Origin of the sequence: Streptosporangium sp. NPDC049248 (genome assembly GCF_040678965.1) — a bacterium.
In the GTDB taxonomy this organism is placed as follows: Bacteria; Actinomycetota; Actinomycetes; order Streptosporangiales; family Streptosporangiaceae; genus Streptosporangium; species Streptosporangium fukuiense.
The window spans coordinates 153,883-169,409 of sequence record NZ_JBFAQY010000020.1 but is presented as its reverse complement, the minus strand read 5'-3'; the positions used below and the strand labels follow the sequence as shown (position 1 = coordinate 169,409).

Genomic DNA, 15,527 nt, shown 5'->3' with positions numbered 1-15,527 from the left:
GTGAGGGGGTAAGGCTCCCGGTAGACGACCGGGTTGATAGGCTGGAGGTGGAAGCGCAGTAATGTGTGGAGCTGACCAGTACTAATAGGCCGAGGACTTGACCACAAAGCAGTTCTTGCTCGCGTCCACTAGGCAATTCTGAGACAGCAAACGGTGGTTTGTGTGTTTCATAGTGTTACGGCGGTTATGGCGAAGGGGAAACACCCGGTTACATTCCGAACCCGGAAGTTAAGCTCTTCAGCGCCGATGGTACTGCACCGGGGACGGTGTGGGAGAGTAGGTCGCCGCCGGACAATCTTTCATGTGGGCCCTCACCTTTCGGTGGGGGCCTTCGTGTTTTCCGGGGTTTTGTGCGCCCCGGACCGCCGTCAGGTGGGGCTTCGTGCGGAGTCAGCCCAGAGCCTCAAGGAGATCCCATTCGGTCTCGCAGACACGGCGGCCGATCGCGGCCAGTTCCACGGACCGGGCGCCACCCTCAAGGTGGCGCAGGGTCTGCGTGACGCAGATGATCCCCCACTTCAGCACACCGAACGTCTCCCACCAGCGCAGCGCGTCGCGGTCGACGGGATACCCGCTCGCCCGCTCGTAGGACTGGACGAGCCGCTCGTACTCTCCGAACCCGCCCACCGGCAGCGGCGATCCGAAGCGCCAGGACTTCACGCACAACCAGCCGAGGTCCTCCATCGGATCGCCGGCGTGGGCGAGTTCCCAGTCGAGCACCGATCGGACCCCGTCGGGGCCGATGACGAGGTTGCCGTTCCGGAAGTCGCCGTGCACCACGGTCACCCGCTCGCTCGCGGGGCGGCAGCCGGCGAGGCGGCGGAACGCCAGCTCGAAGACCGGGTGCGAGCTGCCGGTGAGATCCAGTATGTCCCGCCACGACCGGAGCGGGTCGTCCGGCTCGATCGACCGCCTGCCGGCCGAAACCCCGAGATCGGTCCCGGGCGTGAGCGAGACCAGCGGCATGCGATGGATCGCGGCCAGGATCTCGCCGCACTGGGCGGCCAGCAGCGGCCGGGCGTCCGTGAAGGCGTCGTCGCGGAGGATCCTGCGCGGGATCGTCTCCCCGTCCACCCGGCTCATCAGGATGTACGACTCTCCGGCCGCCAGCACCCGGGGCACGGGAACGCCTGCCGTCTCCGCCGCCCGCATCAGCCGAGCCTCCCCGGCCAGGCCGATCCCGGCCGACCCGATTCCCGAATCCGGGACGGTGCCCGGAGAGTCCAGGCGCAGGATCAGCTCATGCCTGACGCCGTCAGGAACGATGACGTCCAGAGCCCAGGTCTCCCGAGAAGCGCCGCCCGGCAGCCGGATCCGCGAGGTGATGGCCGAGCCCGGCCCGAACACGTCCGAGACGAGGTCGTCGATCATCGAAGGCCGAACTCCCAGTTGCCCCCCGCCGCGTACTCGCCCAGGATCCGGCGGCCCACCGAGTCGATGTGCACCTCGTCGGGGCCGTCGTAGACGCGACCGGCCCGGGCGTGCCGGTACATCCGGTCCAGCGGGGTGTCCGGGGTCAGCCCCGCGGCACCGTACACCTGGATGGCCCGGTCGATCACGTTGTGCAGCATCCGTGCCCCGGCCACCTTGGCCACTCCGATCTCCACCCGCGCCTGCTCCCCCCGGTCGATGGCCTCCGCCGCGCTCAACGTCAGCAGCCGGGCCGACTGGATCTCGGTGTAGGAGTCGAACACGTGCTGGCGCATCAGCTGTTTGTCCGCCAGCGGCCGGCCGAAGGCGCTGCGCTCGTGCAGGCGGCGGCACATCAGGTCGAAGGCCCGCTGGGCCTGGCCCAGCCAGCGCATGCAGTGGAAGATCCGGCCGGGGCCCAGCCGCTGCTGGGCGATGACAAAGCCCTGGCCACGCGGCCCGAGCAGGTTGGAGGCGGGCACCCGCACGTCGGAGTAGCGGACCTCGCAGTGACCGCCGTCGATGCCCAGCACCGGGGTGTCGCGCACGATGGTGTAGCCGGGTGTGTCGGTCGGCACCAGGATCATGGAGAACGCCAGGTGCGGGGCGACATCCGTCTCGGTACGGCACATCACCGTCGTGTACGCGGCCCGGTCCGCCCCGGTGGTGAACCACTTGTGGCCGTTGATCACCCACTCGTCGCCGTCCAGCACCGCCGTGGTCTGGAGCTGGGTGGGATCGCTGCTGGAGACGTTCGGCTCGGTCATCGCGAAACTCGGCCAGATCTCCGCCTGGACCAGTGGGGCGAGGAATCGTTCGCGCTGCTCAGGGCTGGCGTGCAGGCGCAGCATCAGTGAGTCCTGCAGGGTGAACGTGCCGAGCGCCAGCTGCCCGAACTCGCTGCGGCCCTGCACCTCGTTCACGTACACGTAGTCGAGGAAGGGCAACCCCCCGCCGCCCAGCTCGCGGGGGTGCCCGAGGGCCCACAGCCCTTCCTTCTTCGCCTGTGCCTGCAGTTCGCGCAGGAGCGAGGCGGCCTCGGGCCCGGCCTCGTGGAGCAGGGCCTCCGCCGGCTCTACCCGTTCGGTCATGAACGCCTGGACGGCGTCACGAATCGGCCGGACGCTGTCGGGAACCGCGAAGCTCATGGAATGATCTCACCGGAGATTCGTTGCCGCGTCAACGGATAAGGAGTTCCTTATGTCGCAGGGCATGCCCCATGACGTACCGTCCGCAGCTCGGCTCGTCGCCGCGGTCCGTGACTTTCTGGAGAGCGACGTGCTCCCGGTCGTCGAGGGCCGGGTCCGTTTCCACACCCGGGTGGCGGTCAACGTGCTGAGCACGGTCGAGCGGGAGCTCGAACTCGGACCCGCGCAGCACGCGGCCCACCGCGCGCGCCTCGACGCGCTCGGCTTCGCCTCGGACGCCGAGCTCGCCGCCGCGATCCGCGAGGGCCTGGACGGCCCGGATCTTCTGGACGCCCTGACGGCAGCCGTACGGGACAAGCTGGCCGTGGCGAACCCCGGCTACACCGCTGCCCCGGATGTTCCGCCCCGCCGCTGACTGCCCGTCTCATCTGCTCGGTTCTGAACTCGGCCTGATCACGCCTCGGTCCGCCCCGCCGGCAAGGTGCCTTGCCGGCCGCCTGTCGCTCGATGCTTCTGCCGACTATGGGCGAAAGTCATGAGGCTTTCAACCAAAACCCTCGTCTGGCCGGGTCATGCGACGCCCGTCGCAGGTCGATCCGCGTGTCGTGGAGGTGAACGGCCGTGGGTGCCTGCCGGATCAACCTGCTCGGGTTCCTGCGAGCCGGAGCCTGGTTGGGCCTCCCGGAGGGCGGCCATCCAGGTCTACCTGGGCAGACTCCCTGGGGCGGGGCTGCTGGGGGTCTGGTGATCAAGATTGTGCGCCAGGGCGACTTTGGTCGTGAGCGACAGAAAGTTCAAGTGATCACGACAAAAGTGCTTCCTAAATGGGTAAAAGACGCGTAACTTCCACGCCAAGTTCTCTGCACGGCATCGAGAGGACGAAGTGAGTCGGTCGGCGGCATCCACGGCAGGTCCCCGCGGGGAGGTGACCTGCCGGGCGATGCCGTCGGACCTGCGGCGGAAAGGGGCCGGTGGTCACTCGGTCGAGGCATCGGGGATCACGGGGCTCCGTCCACCCACACGGAGGTAGGAAAAGATGAGCGCACACGAAGAAGAGATCGACGAGGTCGCCGGCGCGTTGCGCCGCAGGCTCGGGCTGAACCGCCGCCAGTTCCTCGCGGCCACGACGGGAATCACCGCGGTGGCCGCCATGTCGGCGGTCGGCCCGCTCGCGTCGGCCGCGTACGCGTCCCCCGGCGACGAGCAGGAGCGCGGCCATGGTCACGGCGACAAGAACGTGCTGGTGCCGGAGGCCAAGCGGGGCATCATCCTCTACACCGTCCGCGACGTGATCTCCCGTGATCCGGCGACGAACCTGCCCGCCGGCTTCCGGCGCGTGTTCGAGGAGCTCTCGCGGATCGGCTACAAGCAGGTGGAGTTCGCGGGCTACCGCCAGCACGCGAACGCCGAGGGCGGGGCCGATCTGGAGACCGTCGAGGGTGCCCGGCTGCTGCGCCGCTGGCTCGACGACAACGGGCTCAAGGCACAGGGCAACCACGGTTTCATCCCCGGCTCCTGGCCGCTCACCGAGGCCGACCTCGATCGCTTCAAGCGGACCCTGGAGATCGCCAACATCCTCGGCATGGAGCACGTGGGCACCGGTGGCGACCCGACCAACAGCGCCTACAAGGCGGACTGGGACGTCGCCGCACAGAAATGGAACGGCCTCGGCTCGATCGCCTCGGCCGCCGGTCTCAAGTTGTACACGCACAACCACGACGCGGCGTACGGCTTCCTGCTCGACGAGGGTCCGCTCGACGAGCTGGGCCGGCCCACCCGCTCGTCGGGCGTCCGAAAGCTGGAGTACTTCCTCAAGATCACCAGCCGCAGGCACGTCTATCTCGAGATGGACATCTTCTGGGCGCACGTGGCCCAGTTCAAGCACCGCACCTACACCGCGCGCGACGGCTCCGCCAGGACCGACATCTTCGACCCCCTGAAGCTCGTGCGGCAGAACGAGAAGCGCTTCCCGCTGTTCCACGCCAAGGACGGCAAGGCCAACGAGGCCACCGCCAACGGCTACGACATGGTGCCGTTCGGCACCGGGGACATCGACTACAGCACCTTCTTCTCCAAGCTGGACATAGAGAAGCGCCACAACCCGATGTACGAGCAGGACAACGCGCCCGGAGGAACGGCGGAGCCGGGCCGCTCGCTGCAGTACGCCGATCTCAGCTACAAGAACATGGCCGCCCTGCGCCGCGGTCGCCACTGACGCTCCGCTCGAAGAACCCGAGAAGTTCGGCGGACCGCCACGTGATCGCTGCCGTTGCCGCGGCGCGAGTGGCGGTCCGCCCTGTCCTGACACCCCCCTGAAGAAGAGGCTCAGGAAATTGAAGCGTACCCGCACGATGGTCGGCAGGGCACTCGCCGCTCTGTTGTTCCCCTCGGTGGTGCTGGTCGCCGTGCCCGCACCCGCACACGCCCATGAAGCCGCCACGCACTGGTCGAACTACGAGAAGATCACGCTGACCAAGAACGTCGGCGAGCCGATCGACATGGCGGTCCTCCCGGACAGGAGGGTCCTGCACACCGCCCGCAACGGTGACATCCGCCTGACCGACGGTGACACCGGCATCACCAAGGTCATCAACACGATCCCCGTCTACGCGAACTCCGAGGACGGTCTCCAGACGATCGCGATCGACCCCGGCTTCGCCCGGAACAAGTGGGTCTACGTCTACTACGCGCCGAAGACGATGACGGCGCCGTACCCGGAGACGACCCCCACCGGGTCGGCGCCCAACTCGCTGCCCGCGGGCGCGGACGAGTCGTACTGGAACCAGTGGAGGGTCTACAACCAGCTGTCCCGGTTCAAATGGACCGGTGACGCCCTGGACCTCTCCACCGAGCAGGTCATCATCAGGATCGAGACGCAGCGCGGGCAGTGCTGCCACGTCGCGGGCGACATGGACTGGGACGCCGAGGGCAACCTCTACCTCGTCACCGGTGACAACACCCCCGCGGGCACGCCCGGGGCCAACGGCATGGCGCCCAACAACGACGCCCCCGGGATGAATCCGGGGCTCGACGCGCGGCGCGGCGCGGGCAACAGCAACGACCTGCGCGGCAAGATCCTGCGGATCACCGTGCAGGAGGACGGCTCCTACACAGTCCCGGCCGGCAACCTGTTCCCGCCGGGAACGGCCAAGACCCGTCCTGAGATCTTCGTGACGGGTGTGCGGAACGCCTTCCGCATGGACGTCGACGACGTGACCGGAACGGTGTCGTGGGGTGACTACGGCCCCGACGCCGGGGCACCCGACCCCGCCCGGGGCCCCCTGGGCTACGTCGAGTGGAACGTCACCCCCATCGACAAGCCGATGAACAGCGGCTGGCCGTACTGCACCGGCGACAACTTCAACTACAACGACTGGAACTTCGCGACCTCGACGCCGCGCGCGTGGTTCGACTGCGCGGCCGGACCGGCGAACACCTCGCGATGGAACACCGGGCTGGACACGCTGCCTCCCGCGACCCCGGCGGACCTCTACTACGGCGACAACAACACTCACCAGCCGGCGGAGTGGGCCGGGCTCACCGACTTCGAGGCGGCGGGCGGGCAGGGGCCGATGGGCGGCCCCGTCTACCACTACGACGCGGCGAACCCGTCGACGACGAAGTTCCCCGAGTACTGGGACAAGAAGTTCTTCTTCGCCGAGTTCTCGCAGGACTATCTCGCGGCGTTCACCGTGACGGCGCCGGACGGGCCGGTGACCAAGCTCGAACACTTCCTGCCCAACGGCGCGCTGACCGCGGCGGCGATGCCGATCACCGACAGTCCGATGGACATCGAGTTCGGCCCCGACGGGTCGCTGTACGTGCTCGACTACGGCGACGGCTTCTTCCGCGCCAATCCCGACGCGGGCCTGTACCGCATCGACTACGCCGAGGGGAACAAGACCCCGCAGGCGAAGATCGCCGCCAAGCCGTCGTCGAGCAGTACCGCGCCCCTCACCGTCGACTTCAGCGTTATCTAGCGAGGAACCCCGGGCGTTCATGCCCGGAAGGAATCGCTTCCCGGTCCTGGGGTTGTGAACGTCCGGTCGTTGGTCCGGGCGCTCCTGGTTCTCGATGTATTTCTTGATAAGGCGCAAAAGGGCGCCGCCGCAGGAGGCGGCGAAGTAGGACGGAGACCGCAAGCGGCCGCCCCGCAGATACCTTGTGGACAGCGGGACACTCCTTGCGCAGCAGGCAGGCCGAGACGCCCTTGAGGGAATCGACCAGGGCCGCAAGGACGGCCTTGGGCGGGCAGCCGACGAGCAGGCGGACATGGTCGCGCTCGCCGTTGAACTCAACAAGCCGCACACCTCGATCATGATTTCTTCGCAGCGGCGCAGCGGCGCGGCGGCGCGGCGGCGCGGTGGTTCGCCGGTGAAGACCCCGTACCGATACCCGGGTGTGAAGACCGAATGCGCGTGCAGCGTGCGGACAACGGTTCGGCCCCGGCCCCGGCGCAGGTCGGAGTCGGGTTCCCATCTCGGTGACATGGACCTGACGCTAGGGTGTTCGAGGTGAAGCTGGTGGTGCAGGTGAGACTCCTGCCGACACCCGAGCAGGCGGCGGCGCTGGAGGCGACCTTGTGCGCGGTCAACGCCGCGGCCACCTGGGTCTCAGCGCTCGCCCACCAGCGGCGGGTGTTTCGCAACTACGACCTGCGCCGGCACGCCTACGGGCAGATCAAGGACGACTACCGGCTGGCGGCCCAAGCCGCGCAGCATGTCGTCAAGAAGGTCACCGACGCCTACGCCACGCTGCACGCCAATATCCGCCACGGCAACCTGGGCAGGCCCGGTTCCGTCCGGCGTGAGCGGGCCCTGGCCACGCCGATCGTCTTTCGCCCCGGTGCGGCCCAGCCGTTCGACGACCGCTGCCTGTCCTGGCAGATGGAGGCGCGCACAGTATCGATCTGGACCACGCGCGGGCGGATGAAGAGCGTGGCGTTCACCGCCTCTGCCGAGCAGCTCACGATGTTGGCCGCCCACCGCAAGGGCGAATCGGACCTGTTGTATCGCGACGGTATGTGGTTTCTCATCGCCACCTGCGATATTCCCGACCGGCCGGTCGCTGCCCCGGATGGATTCCTGGGGGTGGATCTGGGGATCGCGAACATCGCGACCACCAGTGGCGGGGTTTGCCACAGCGGCAAAACCCTGAACGCGGTCCGTCACCGTCACCGGGAGCTGCGCCGCCGCCTGCAGGCCAAGCAGACCACATCCGCGAAACGGCTGTTGAAGCGGCGTCGCCGGGCCGAGGCCCGGTTCGCCGCGAACACCAACCACATCATCGCCAAGCAGATCGTGACCGAGGCTGCACGCACCGGGCAAGGGATCGCCCTGGAAGACCTCCAGGGCATCCGTGACCGGGTACGGCTCCGCAAGCCCCAGCGGGTCGCCCTGCACTCGTGGAGTTTTCACCAGCTCGGCTCCTTCATCGCCTACAAGGCGGCCCGTGCCGGGGTCGCCCTGGTGTATGTGGACCCGGCCTACACCTCGCAGGCCTGCTCGTCGTGCGGGCATGTGGACAAGAGGAACCGGCCCGGCCAGGCGACCTTCTCCTGCACGTCGTGCGGTTTCGCTGAGCACGCCGACGTCAACGCGGCCCGTAACATCGCCTCGCGCGGGGTGGCGGGCTGGGCAGTGAGTCACGCTGCCGACGACGCGGCCTGAACCGTCGAACCCATCGACGGCGAGGAGCTGCACGCTCGGTCGTTTACGGCCGAGAAGCTGACAAGCTCCTCGACGGTTTCAAGGCGGCGGGCCTGGTGAAGGGCGACTCGCTGAACGACCAGCTCAAGGAGGCCAGGAAGCACGCGGACAGGGGCAAGACGAAGAACGCCGTCAAGTCCCTGGAGCAGTTCGTGAAACACGCCCGCGACCCGCGCAAGGTGACCGACGCCGCGGTGCGCGTCGTGCTCGTCCGAGACGCGGAGGCGCTGATCGCGCGGCTTCGCGCCCCAGCCGGCGGATGACGCGGGCGCGGGGGGAGGGCCTGACCGGCTCTCCCCCCGCGCCCGGTGTGGGGACGTCAGTGGGCGGTGAGGTCCAGGTCCTTGATCCTGGGGTCGCCCTCGTCGGCGAGGTAGTGGTCGGGCAGGGTGGCGTCATCGCCTTCGGCCACCTTGGTGGAACGCGCGACGACCGTGCCGAGCGCGGCGACGGCCAGGTTGACGGCCAGTGCGACGATGCCCGCGTAGATGGTCATCTTGGTGTCGAGGCCCAGCTTCTCCAGCGGGAACGCAGAACCGGCGAAGTGCAGCTTGCCGGTGACCGGGTTGCCGATGTTGTAGAGCAGGAGCATCCCGGCTCCCATGCCGGCCACCCACCCGGCGATCAGGCCACCGCGGTGGAACCAGCGGGTGTAGAGGCCGAGCGCCACGGAAGGGAGTGTCTGCAGGATGATGACGCCGCCGATGAGTTGCAGGTCGATGGAGAAGCCGGTGTCCAGGAACAGGATGCACAGCACCGCGCCGACCTTGACGAGCAGCGAGGTGATTTTGGAGACCCGGGCCTCGTCGGCGTCGGTGGCGTTCGGCTTCAGGTACTCCTTGTAGATGTTGCGGGTGAACAGGTTCGCCGCGGCGATGGACATGATCGCGGCGGGGACCAGTGCGCCGATGCCGATCGCGGCGTAGGCGACGCCGGTGAACCAGTCGGGGAACATCCGGTCGAACAGCTGCGGCACGATCGTGTTGTTGTCCGTGCCGATGGGCTTGATCCCGGCCGCGACGGCCATGAAGCCGAGCAGCGCGATCAGGCCGAGCAGCAGGCTGTAGGCCGGGAGCGCGGACATGTTCCGCTTGATCACGCCGCGGTTCCTGGAGGCGAGCACGCCGGTGATGCTGTGCGGGTAGAGGAAGAGCGCGAGCGCCGACCCCAGGGCCAGCGTGACGTACTGCAGCTGGTTGCCGGCGTTGAGCAGGATGCCGTCGCCGGGTGCGGGACTGGCGTCGAACTTGGCCTGGGCGGCGTCGAAGATCCCTGACCAGCCGCCCTCCAGCTGGGCGGGGATCGCGATGATCGCGACCAGGATCACGATGTAGATCAGCGTGTCCTTGACGAACGCGATCAGTGCCGGGGCGCGCAGGCCCGACTGGTAGGTGTACGCGGCCAGGATCGCGAACGCGATGATGATCGGCAGGTGGCCGGTCACGCCCATCGACTTCAGCACCGCCTCGATGCCGACGAGTTGGAGCGCGATGTAGGGCATCGTCGCGACGATGCCGGTGATCGCGACCAGCAGCGCCAGCGTGGGCGAGCCGAACCTGGCCCGGACGAAGTCGGCGGGCGTCACGAAGCCGTGCACGTGCGAGACCGACCAGAGGCGGACCAGCACCAGGAAGACGATCGGGTAGACCACGATCGTGTAGGGCACCGCGAAGAAGCCCGTCGCGCCCGCGCCCCAGATCAGGGCGGGCACGGCCACGAAGGTGTAGGCGGTGTAGAGGTCGCCGCCGACCAGGAACCAGGTGACCCACGAGCCGAAGCTGCGGCCGCCCAGGCCCCACTCGTCGAGGCTGGCCAGGCTGTCCGGGCGGCGCCAGCGCGCCGCCACGAACCCCATGCCGCTGACGAGCAGGAACAGTACGGTGAAGATGATGATCTCGGTCAGGTGCGCGTCCATCCGGTCACCGCCGCTTGGTCATCTGGTAGACGATCGAGGTGCAGGTCACGCCGACCGCGATGAAGGCGAGCTGGAGCCAGTAGAAGAGCGGAAAGCCGAAAAGCCGAGGTTCATCGGAATTGTAGAGAAATGGAAGTAAAGGTAGGATGATCGGCACGATAAGCAGCCAGTTCCACGGGCTGCGATCGCTCCGGTCCCCGTTCGGTGTGGTCAACGCGGTCTCCTGTGGCTGGAGAGGGGACGCCCGAGCAGGATCATCCCCATCGGTTGACCGGCAGCGTAATTACCTGGACCTTCCTTTCGGGGCGCGGAGCGCCGAGTGGAACGGTTGGCGCGACGAACGGTAGGTCAGCCCGGCCCGGCGATGTCGTCGGCGATGTCACGGGTGCCGTACCCCTGGGGAGCCTCCGCTTCGACGACGGGTTCCGGCCGGTCGTCGAACTCCAGGCGGAGTGCCCTTGACATGGTCGCGTGCATTTCGTAAAGGCAGGTGATGTAGGTCAGCTCCAGGATCTGCTCGTCCGGCAGGTGCGCCTTCAGGACCGCGAATATCTCGTCGTGCACCCGGCCGCCGTCGAGCACCAGGCCGTCGGTGTAGGCCAGCACGGCCCGCTCCAGCTCGTTGAAGTGCGGGCTGACCTGCCAGTGCGCGACCGCCTGGACCTTCTCCTCCGGCACCCCCAGTGCCCGCATCTGCTTGCAGTGCTGGGAGAAGACGAACTGGCTGCCCCGGGCCCAGCCGGCCCGCGACTGGCCGAGTTCGCGCAGCACCGGGTCGATCTTGCTCTCCCGGTACAGCTGGAAGCCCTTCACGCAGTGTCGCAGGATGACCGGGTCCAGTGCGAAGACGGTCCACCAGTCGCCGGGGGAGCCGGTCGCGGTGCCCGGTTCGGCCACCGGGTCCCTGTCCGGGCCGAACAGCCGGTCGTAGAAGAAGAGCGTCAGCGGGTCCGTGGCCTCCGCGCGGGGGATCTGGCGCAGGCGCGGCATCACACGGTCCTTTCCGCGGCGGTTCTCGGCTCGTGCCGGACGTCGGTGGGCAGGCCCAGTTCCCTGGTCCAGGCGGCGAACTCCACCAGGATGCCGTCTGGATCCTTGAAGTAGATCGACCTGACGAACACGCCCTCTCCCATGGTGGGCGCCACACCGAACTCGCTGTCGTCGTGGTTGAGGATCACCCCGACGTCCACGCCCTTGGCGAGGAGCTTGTCGCGGTACTCCTCTATCTTGTCCGGGGCGACATCGAGGGCGATGTGGTTCATCGAGCCGACCGCGGAGAGCATCTCGCCCCGGTCCGGCAGGTTCTTCGGCGCCGAGACGCCGGGAATCCCCTCGGGGGCGTCGGGGAACCAGAAGAACGCCAGCGCGTTGCCTCCGCCGCAGTCGAAGAAGAAGTGCTGTCCCCATCCCATCGGCAGCTCGATCGTCTTGATCAGGGGCATGCCCAGGACGCCGGAGTAGAAGTCGATCGTCTGCTTCATGTCCGAGCACACCAGTGCGAGATGGTTGATCCCGCGTAGCTCGAACTCGCTGTTGTCCGCCATGTTCTCCTCGCTTCTTCGAGTAATTCATTACTTATCACAGGAGGGTGAGGGCAGGTGGACGGCGTGTGCTGCCCCACTCGCGCCGGAGGGGGTCAAGTCGCGGATGGGGGGTGCGCCGACCGGCTCTTTCCGTACGGGTGCCGACTCCTATTAATCGGTTAACTTAAAAGATGGACGGCATCGTCCCCTGATTTGTCGGCTCTGTCCGCAGGCGGTCCTGAATGTTGAAGCCCATGGACTGAACCGAGTAAGTTACTCGGAAGTTACGTGTGAGGTGGCGGCGGCGTCGACGCCGCGTTGCCGGCGTGCCGTCTCTCGATCCTTCGGCTCCGGTTCGCTCATGGAACCTGCTGGCAGCAGAGGGTTGACCCGTCGTGCCGGAGCGAGGGGCAGGAGCGTGCCCTTTCTCTCTCCGGTGAGCCGACCCGCTATCCTTGGCCGATAAGAACCGGTTCATCAGGGGGAACTGTGAAACGTCCGACGATCGCTGACATCGCTCGTCGTGCCGGCGTGTCCAAGGGCGCCGTCTCCTACGCGCTCAACGGGCAGCCAGGGGTCTCGGAGGCCACCCGTGCCAACATTCTCGCGATCTCCAAGGAGCTCGGCTGGCAGCCCAACAGCGCGGCGCGCGCCCTCAACGGTGCCCGCGCCCACACCATCGGCCTCGCGCTGTTCCGCCCGGCCCGCACCCTGGGCATGGAACCGTTCTTCATGGAGCTGATCAGTGGTATCGAGACCGAGCTCGCGGACCGGTCCTACGCGCTGATGCTGCAGGTGGTCGCCGACCACACGCAGGAGATCGAGGTGTACCGGCGCTGGTGGGGGGAGGGGCGCGTCGACGGTGCCTTTCTGGTGGACCTGCACCTCGGCGACGCCCGGGTGGAGGCGATGCGGTCACTGAACATGCCGGTCGTGGTGATCGGACACCCCTCGCAGGCAGGTCCGTTGAGCACGGTCTGGTCGGACGACGGCCTGGCCATCAGGGAGACCGTGGAGTATCTGGTGGCGCTGGGGCATCGGAGCATCGCCAGGGTCGCGGGGCTGCCCAGGCTCGTGCACACCACGCTGCGCGACCAGGCCTTCGTTCAGGCGTGCCAGGACGCGGGCCCGGGGCGCGTCGAGCATCTGATCCTCCACACCGACTACACCGGTGAGGAGGGGGCCAGGATGACCCGGCGGCTGCTCAGCTCGCCCCGGCGGCCCACCGCCATCGTCTACGACAACGACATAATGGCCGTCGCCGGGTTGTCGGTGGCACAGGAGATGGTTCTGGACGTTCCGGCCGACCTGTCCATCGTCGCCTGGGACGACTCCCCGCTCTCGCAGGTCGTGCGCCCGCCGCTGACCGCGCTCACCCGGGACATCCCCGCCTACGGAGCCTGTGCCGCCCGTCAGCTGCTCGCACTGATCGCCGGAGAACCGGCCGCCCTCTCGGTGGAGGACCGCCCCGCCACCCTGATCCCGCGCGGCAGCACCGGCCCCGCCCGCGGCCCGCGCTGACGGTCAGGACATCGGGCACCGGGCATGCCGCCCGGCTCCGACAAGGGCCTGGTGCCGGAAGTCGAGGGACGCGGCTGTTCCCGGAGCCCGCCGGGTTCGGCGGGGGCAGGCCGGAGGAGGCGCTGGTCACCGGCTGACGATCTCCTACGGCGGGCGGCGAGAACATGACAGAGGATGTCCTTTTTTTGCGCCAGGCTCGTCCCATGAACAGCACGCTGGAAGGAAAGGTCGCCCTGGTCGCCGGGGCGACGAGAGGAACCGGCCGGGGGATCGCGGTGGAGTTGGGCGCCGCGGGCGCCACGGTCTACTGCACGGGCAGGAGCACGCGGCGGCGACGCTCGGAGATGAACCGGCCGGAGACCGTCGAGGAGACGGCCGAGCACGTGACCCGCGCCGGCGGGCAGGGCATCGCGGTCGAGGTGGACCACCTGGAGCCGGAGGCGGTGCGCGCCCTGGTGGAGCGGATCCGGCGTGAACGGGGAAGGCTCGACCTCCTCGTCAACGACATCTGGGGCGCCGACCCGCTGACGGAGTGGAACGTCCCCGTCTGGGAACACTCGCTCGACGACGGCCTGCGCATCCTCCGGCTGGCGATCGACACCCACCTGATCACCAGCCATCACGCTCTGCCGCTGCTGATCGAGAACCCCGGCGGCCTGGTGGTCGAGGTGACCGACGGCACCCTGGAGTACAACCTGGCCAACTACCGGCTCTCGGCCTTCTACGACCTGGCCAAGCTCTCGGTGAACCGCCTGGCCTTCACCCAGGCGCACGAACTGCGCCCGCACGGCTGTTGCGCGGTCTCGCTGACCCCCGGCTGGCTCCGCTCGGAGAGCATGCTGGAGAACTTCGGCGTCACCGAGGAGAACTGGCGGGACGCCACGGCGAAGCAGCCGCATTTCGTGATCTCCGAGTCGCCCTCCTACACCGGGCGCGCGGTCGTCGCCCTCGCCGCCGACGAGGACAGGATGCGCTGGTCGGGGCAGTCCGTCTCCAGCGGGCGGCTCGCCCAGGTGTACGGCTTCACCGACCTCGACGGCAGCAGGCCCGACGCCTGGCGCTATATCGAGGAGGTCGAGAGCAAGGGCAGGCCCGCCGACGCCACCGGCTACCGCTGACCGGCGCCGGGAGCGGTCACCCGGCTGACCCGCCGCCGCCCGGGGAGCCGTACAGGTCATGCATGCGGGCGGCGGCGCCGGCGACGCGGGCACGTAGGTCGGGCGGGTCGAGGACCTCGGCCTCCGGGCCGAAGCGGAGGACCTGGTCGTAGGCGACCTCCAGCGACTCGACGGGCAGCCGGAGCGTGACCCACCCCTGCCCGTCGGGCTCGCCGGCGGAGGCCAGCGCGTCGTCGAGGGCCGCCCGGTCGGCGATGACGGGGAGCAGGCGAAGGGCGGCGGGGCTGAGCCTCACGGTGACGTCCATGGTGAGCAGGGAGTTCGCGAACCGTGCCGACTTCTCGCTCCAGAACGCGGCCAGGTCGAAGGCGCCGTCCCGCTCGAAGCGCAGGGCGGGGTGGAGCTCGACCTCGTCGAAGCGATCGACCCGATAGATCGCCGACCGGGTCGCCAGGTACCAGACCCCCGCCTTCAGCACCAGCCCGTACGGCTCCAGGCGCCGCCGGGCGGCCTCGGCCCCTCCGGTCTGCCCGGTCTGCCCGGTCGGATGGGAACGGGCGGTGCGCCGGTAGCGGGCGGTGACCGGGTGGTCGCCCCACACGGCCCTGGCCAGCGGTGCCAGCGCCGTAGGGGGAGGCCGCTCGCTCGCGAACCAGCCGGGGGCGTCCAGGTGGAAGCGCTGCGCGGCGGTCACGGGGGCGTCCCGCAGGCCGGGGGAGAGCGCGGCCGAGGCCTTCAGCCGCGCCGTGGCTGCCACCTCGCCCAGTCCCATCTCCCGCAGCGCCTCGGGCACGCCCGACAGGAACAGCGCCTCGGCCTCGGCGCGGTCCAGCCCGGTGAGGCGGGTGCGGTACCCGTCCAGCAGCCGGTAGCCGCCGCCCCGCCCCCGGTCGGCGTAGACCGGCACGCCGGCCTCCGACAGGGCGAGCACGTCACGGTGGACGGTCCGCTCGGAGATCTCCAGCTCCCGGGAGAGCTCCATCGCGGTCATCCGCCCCCGAGCCTGGAGCAGCAGCACCAACGACATCAACCTGGCCGCGCGCATCCTCCGACCCTAGTACGCGGGCCGAGGATCCCCACCCGAGATCACCGGGAGCAGGCGGCGCCGTCCGGCTGTACGTCGCGGACGCGAACCACCACGTCGGCGAAGACCGGATCGACCTCGCGTCCGAAACCGGCGCCGG

General features: G+C 68.7%; 14 protein-coding genes, 2 rRNA genes and 1 pseudogene. 9 read left to right on the top strand and 8 right to left on the bottom strand.

All coding sequences use genetic code 11. The features are described 5' to 3' along the window. Together AB0K21_RS30480 and rrf are read left to right on the top strand one after the other, a co-directional pair. Positions 1 to 105 (top strand): 23S ribosomal RNA (locus tag AB0K21_RS30480); the annotation flags it as partial. Between the two features lie 71 nt (positions 106 to 176). Further along, a 5S ribosomal RNA gene (gene rrf, locus AB0K21_RS30475) occupies positions 177 to 293 on the top strand. Positions 294 to 390: 97 nt separating this feature from the next. On the opposite strand, the gene AB0K21_RS30470 is transcribed toward rrf, so the two are convergent. Together AB0K21_RS30470 and AB0K21_RS30465 are read right to left on the bottom strand one after the other, a co-directional pair. Beyond that, positions 391 to 1,371, bottom strand: coding sequence for a phosphotransferase family protein (locus AB0K21_RS30470; RefSeq protein WP_364155138.1), 981 nt, complete (start codon positions 1,369 to 1,371; stop codon positions 391 to 393). Continuing rightward, the gene (locus tag AB0K21_RS30465) at positions 1,368 to 2,558 is read right to left on the bottom strand and encodes an acyl-CoA dehydrogenase family protein (RefSeq protein WP_343978442.1); all 1,191 of its coding nucleotides are present in this window, start codon (positions 2,556 to 2,558) and stop codon (positions 1,368 to 1,370) included. Before AB0K21_RS30465 ends, AB0K21_RS30470 begins: the two co-directional genes overlap by 4 nt. 52 nt (positions 2,559 to 2,610) lie before the next feature. On the opposite strand from AB0K21_RS30465, the gene AB0K21_RS30460 reads away from it, so the two are divergent. From AB0K21_RS30460 to AB0K21_RS30450, 3 genes are all read left to right on the top strand, one after another. Continuing rightward, the gene (locus tag AB0K21_RS30460) at positions 2,611 to 2,973 is read left to right on the top strand and encodes a DUF6285 domain-containing protein (protein ID WP_343978439.1); all 363 of its coding nucleotides are present in this window, start codon (positions 2,611 to 2,613) and stop codon (positions 2,971 to 2,973) included. A 621-nt stretch (positions 2,974 to 3,594) separates the two neighbouring features. Then, a complete protein-coding gene (locus AB0K21_RS30455; RefSeq protein ID WP_343978436.1) occupies positions 3,595 to 4,773 on the top strand; it encodes a TIM barrel protein in 1,179 nt (392 codons plus the stop codon). A gap of 118 nt (positions 4,774 to 4,891) precedes the next feature. Beyond that, the gene (locus AB0K21_RS30450; RefSeq protein ID WP_364155135.1) at positions 4,892 to 6,538 is read left to right on the top strand and encodes a PQQ-dependent sugar dehydrogenase; all 1,647 of its coding nucleotides are present in this window, start codon (positions 4,892 to 4,894) and stop codon (positions 6,536 to 6,538) included. A 75-nt stretch (positions 6,539 to 6,613) separates the two neighbouring features. Here the strand turns inward: AB0K21_RS30450 and tnpA are convergent. Then, positions 6,614 to 7,048, bottom strand: a pseudogene (tnpA, locus tag AB0K21_RS30445) (IS200/IS605 family transposase); the annotation flags it as partial. Between the two features lie 24 nt (positions 7,049 to 7,072). Here tnpA and AB0K21_RS30440 point away from each other — a divergent pair. Together AB0K21_RS30440 and AB0K21_RS30435 are read left to right on the top strand one after the other, a co-directional pair. Beyond that, entirely contained in the window at positions 7,073 to 8,227 is a 1,155-nt protein-coding gene (locus AB0K21_RS30440; protein ID WP_364155133.1) for a transposase, read from the top strand. Positions 8,228 to 8,322: 95 nt separating this feature from the next. After that, complete coding sequence (locus AB0K21_RS30435) at positions 8,323 to 8,529, top strand: hypothetical protein (RefSeq protein WP_364155131.1); 207 nt, start codon at positions 8,323 to 8,325, stop codon at positions 8,527 to 8,529. A gap of 56 nt (positions 8,530 to 8,585) precedes the next feature. Here the strand turns inward: AB0K21_RS30435 and mctP are convergent, their stop codons facing one another. The 4 genes from mctP to AB0K21_RS30415 all read right to left on the bottom strand — a co-directional run bounded on the left by mctP (position 8,586) and on the right by AB0K21_RS30415 (position 11,725). Continuing rightward, entirely contained in the window at positions 8,586 to 10,181 is a 1,596-nt protein-coding gene (gene mctP / locus AB0K21_RS30430; RefSeq protein WP_343978430.1) for a monocarboxylate uptake permease MctP, read from the bottom strand. Positions 10,182 to 10,185: 4 nt separating this feature from the next. Further along, entirely contained in the window at positions 10,186 to 10,395 is a 210-nt protein-coding gene (locus AB0K21_RS30425) for a DUF3311 domain-containing protein (protein ID WP_343978427.1), read from the bottom strand. Between the two features lie 134 nt (positions 10,396 to 10,529). Next, positions 10,530 to 11,171: a carboxymuconolactone decarboxylase family protein gene (locus AB0K21_RS30420; RefSeq protein WP_343978424.1), complete on the bottom strand. Its 642-nt coding sequence runs from the start codon at positions 11,169 to 11,171 to the stop codon at positions 10,530 to 10,532. After that, the gene (locus AB0K21_RS30415; RefSeq protein WP_030914976.1) at positions 11,171 to 11,725 is read right to left on the bottom strand and encodes a VOC family protein; all 555 of its coding nucleotides are present in this window, start codon (positions 11,723 to 11,725) and stop codon (positions 11,171 to 11,173) included. Before AB0K21_RS30415 ends, AB0K21_RS30420 begins: the two co-directional genes overlap by 1 nt. Positions 11,726 to 12,193: 468 nt before the next feature. On the opposite strand from AB0K21_RS30415, the gene AB0K21_RS30410 reads away from it, so the two are divergent. Both AB0K21_RS30410 and AB0K21_RS30405 read left to right on the top strand, forming a co-directional pair. Next, positions 12,194 to 13,225, top strand: coding sequence for a LacI family DNA-binding transcriptional regulator (locus tag AB0K21_RS30410; RefSeq protein WP_343978419.1), 1,032 nt, complete (start codon positions 12,194 to 12,196; stop codon positions 13,223 to 13,225). Positions 13,226 to 13,428: 203 nt separating this feature from the next. Continuing rightward, entirely contained in the window at positions 13,429 to 14,343 is a 915-nt protein-coding gene (locus AB0K21_RS30405) for an SDR family oxidoreductase (RefSeq protein WP_343978416.1), read from the top strand. Between the two features lie 16 nt (positions 14,344 to 14,359). Here the strand turns inward: AB0K21_RS30405 and AB0K21_RS30400 are convergent, their stop codons facing one another. Continuing rightward, positions 14,360 to 15,388, bottom strand: coding sequence for a WYL domain-containing protein (locus tag AB0K21_RS30400; protein WP_364155127.1), 1,029 nt, complete (start codon positions 15,386 to 15,388; stop codon positions 14,360 to 14,362). Between the last annotated feature and the right edge of the window lie 139 nt (positions 15,389 to 15,527).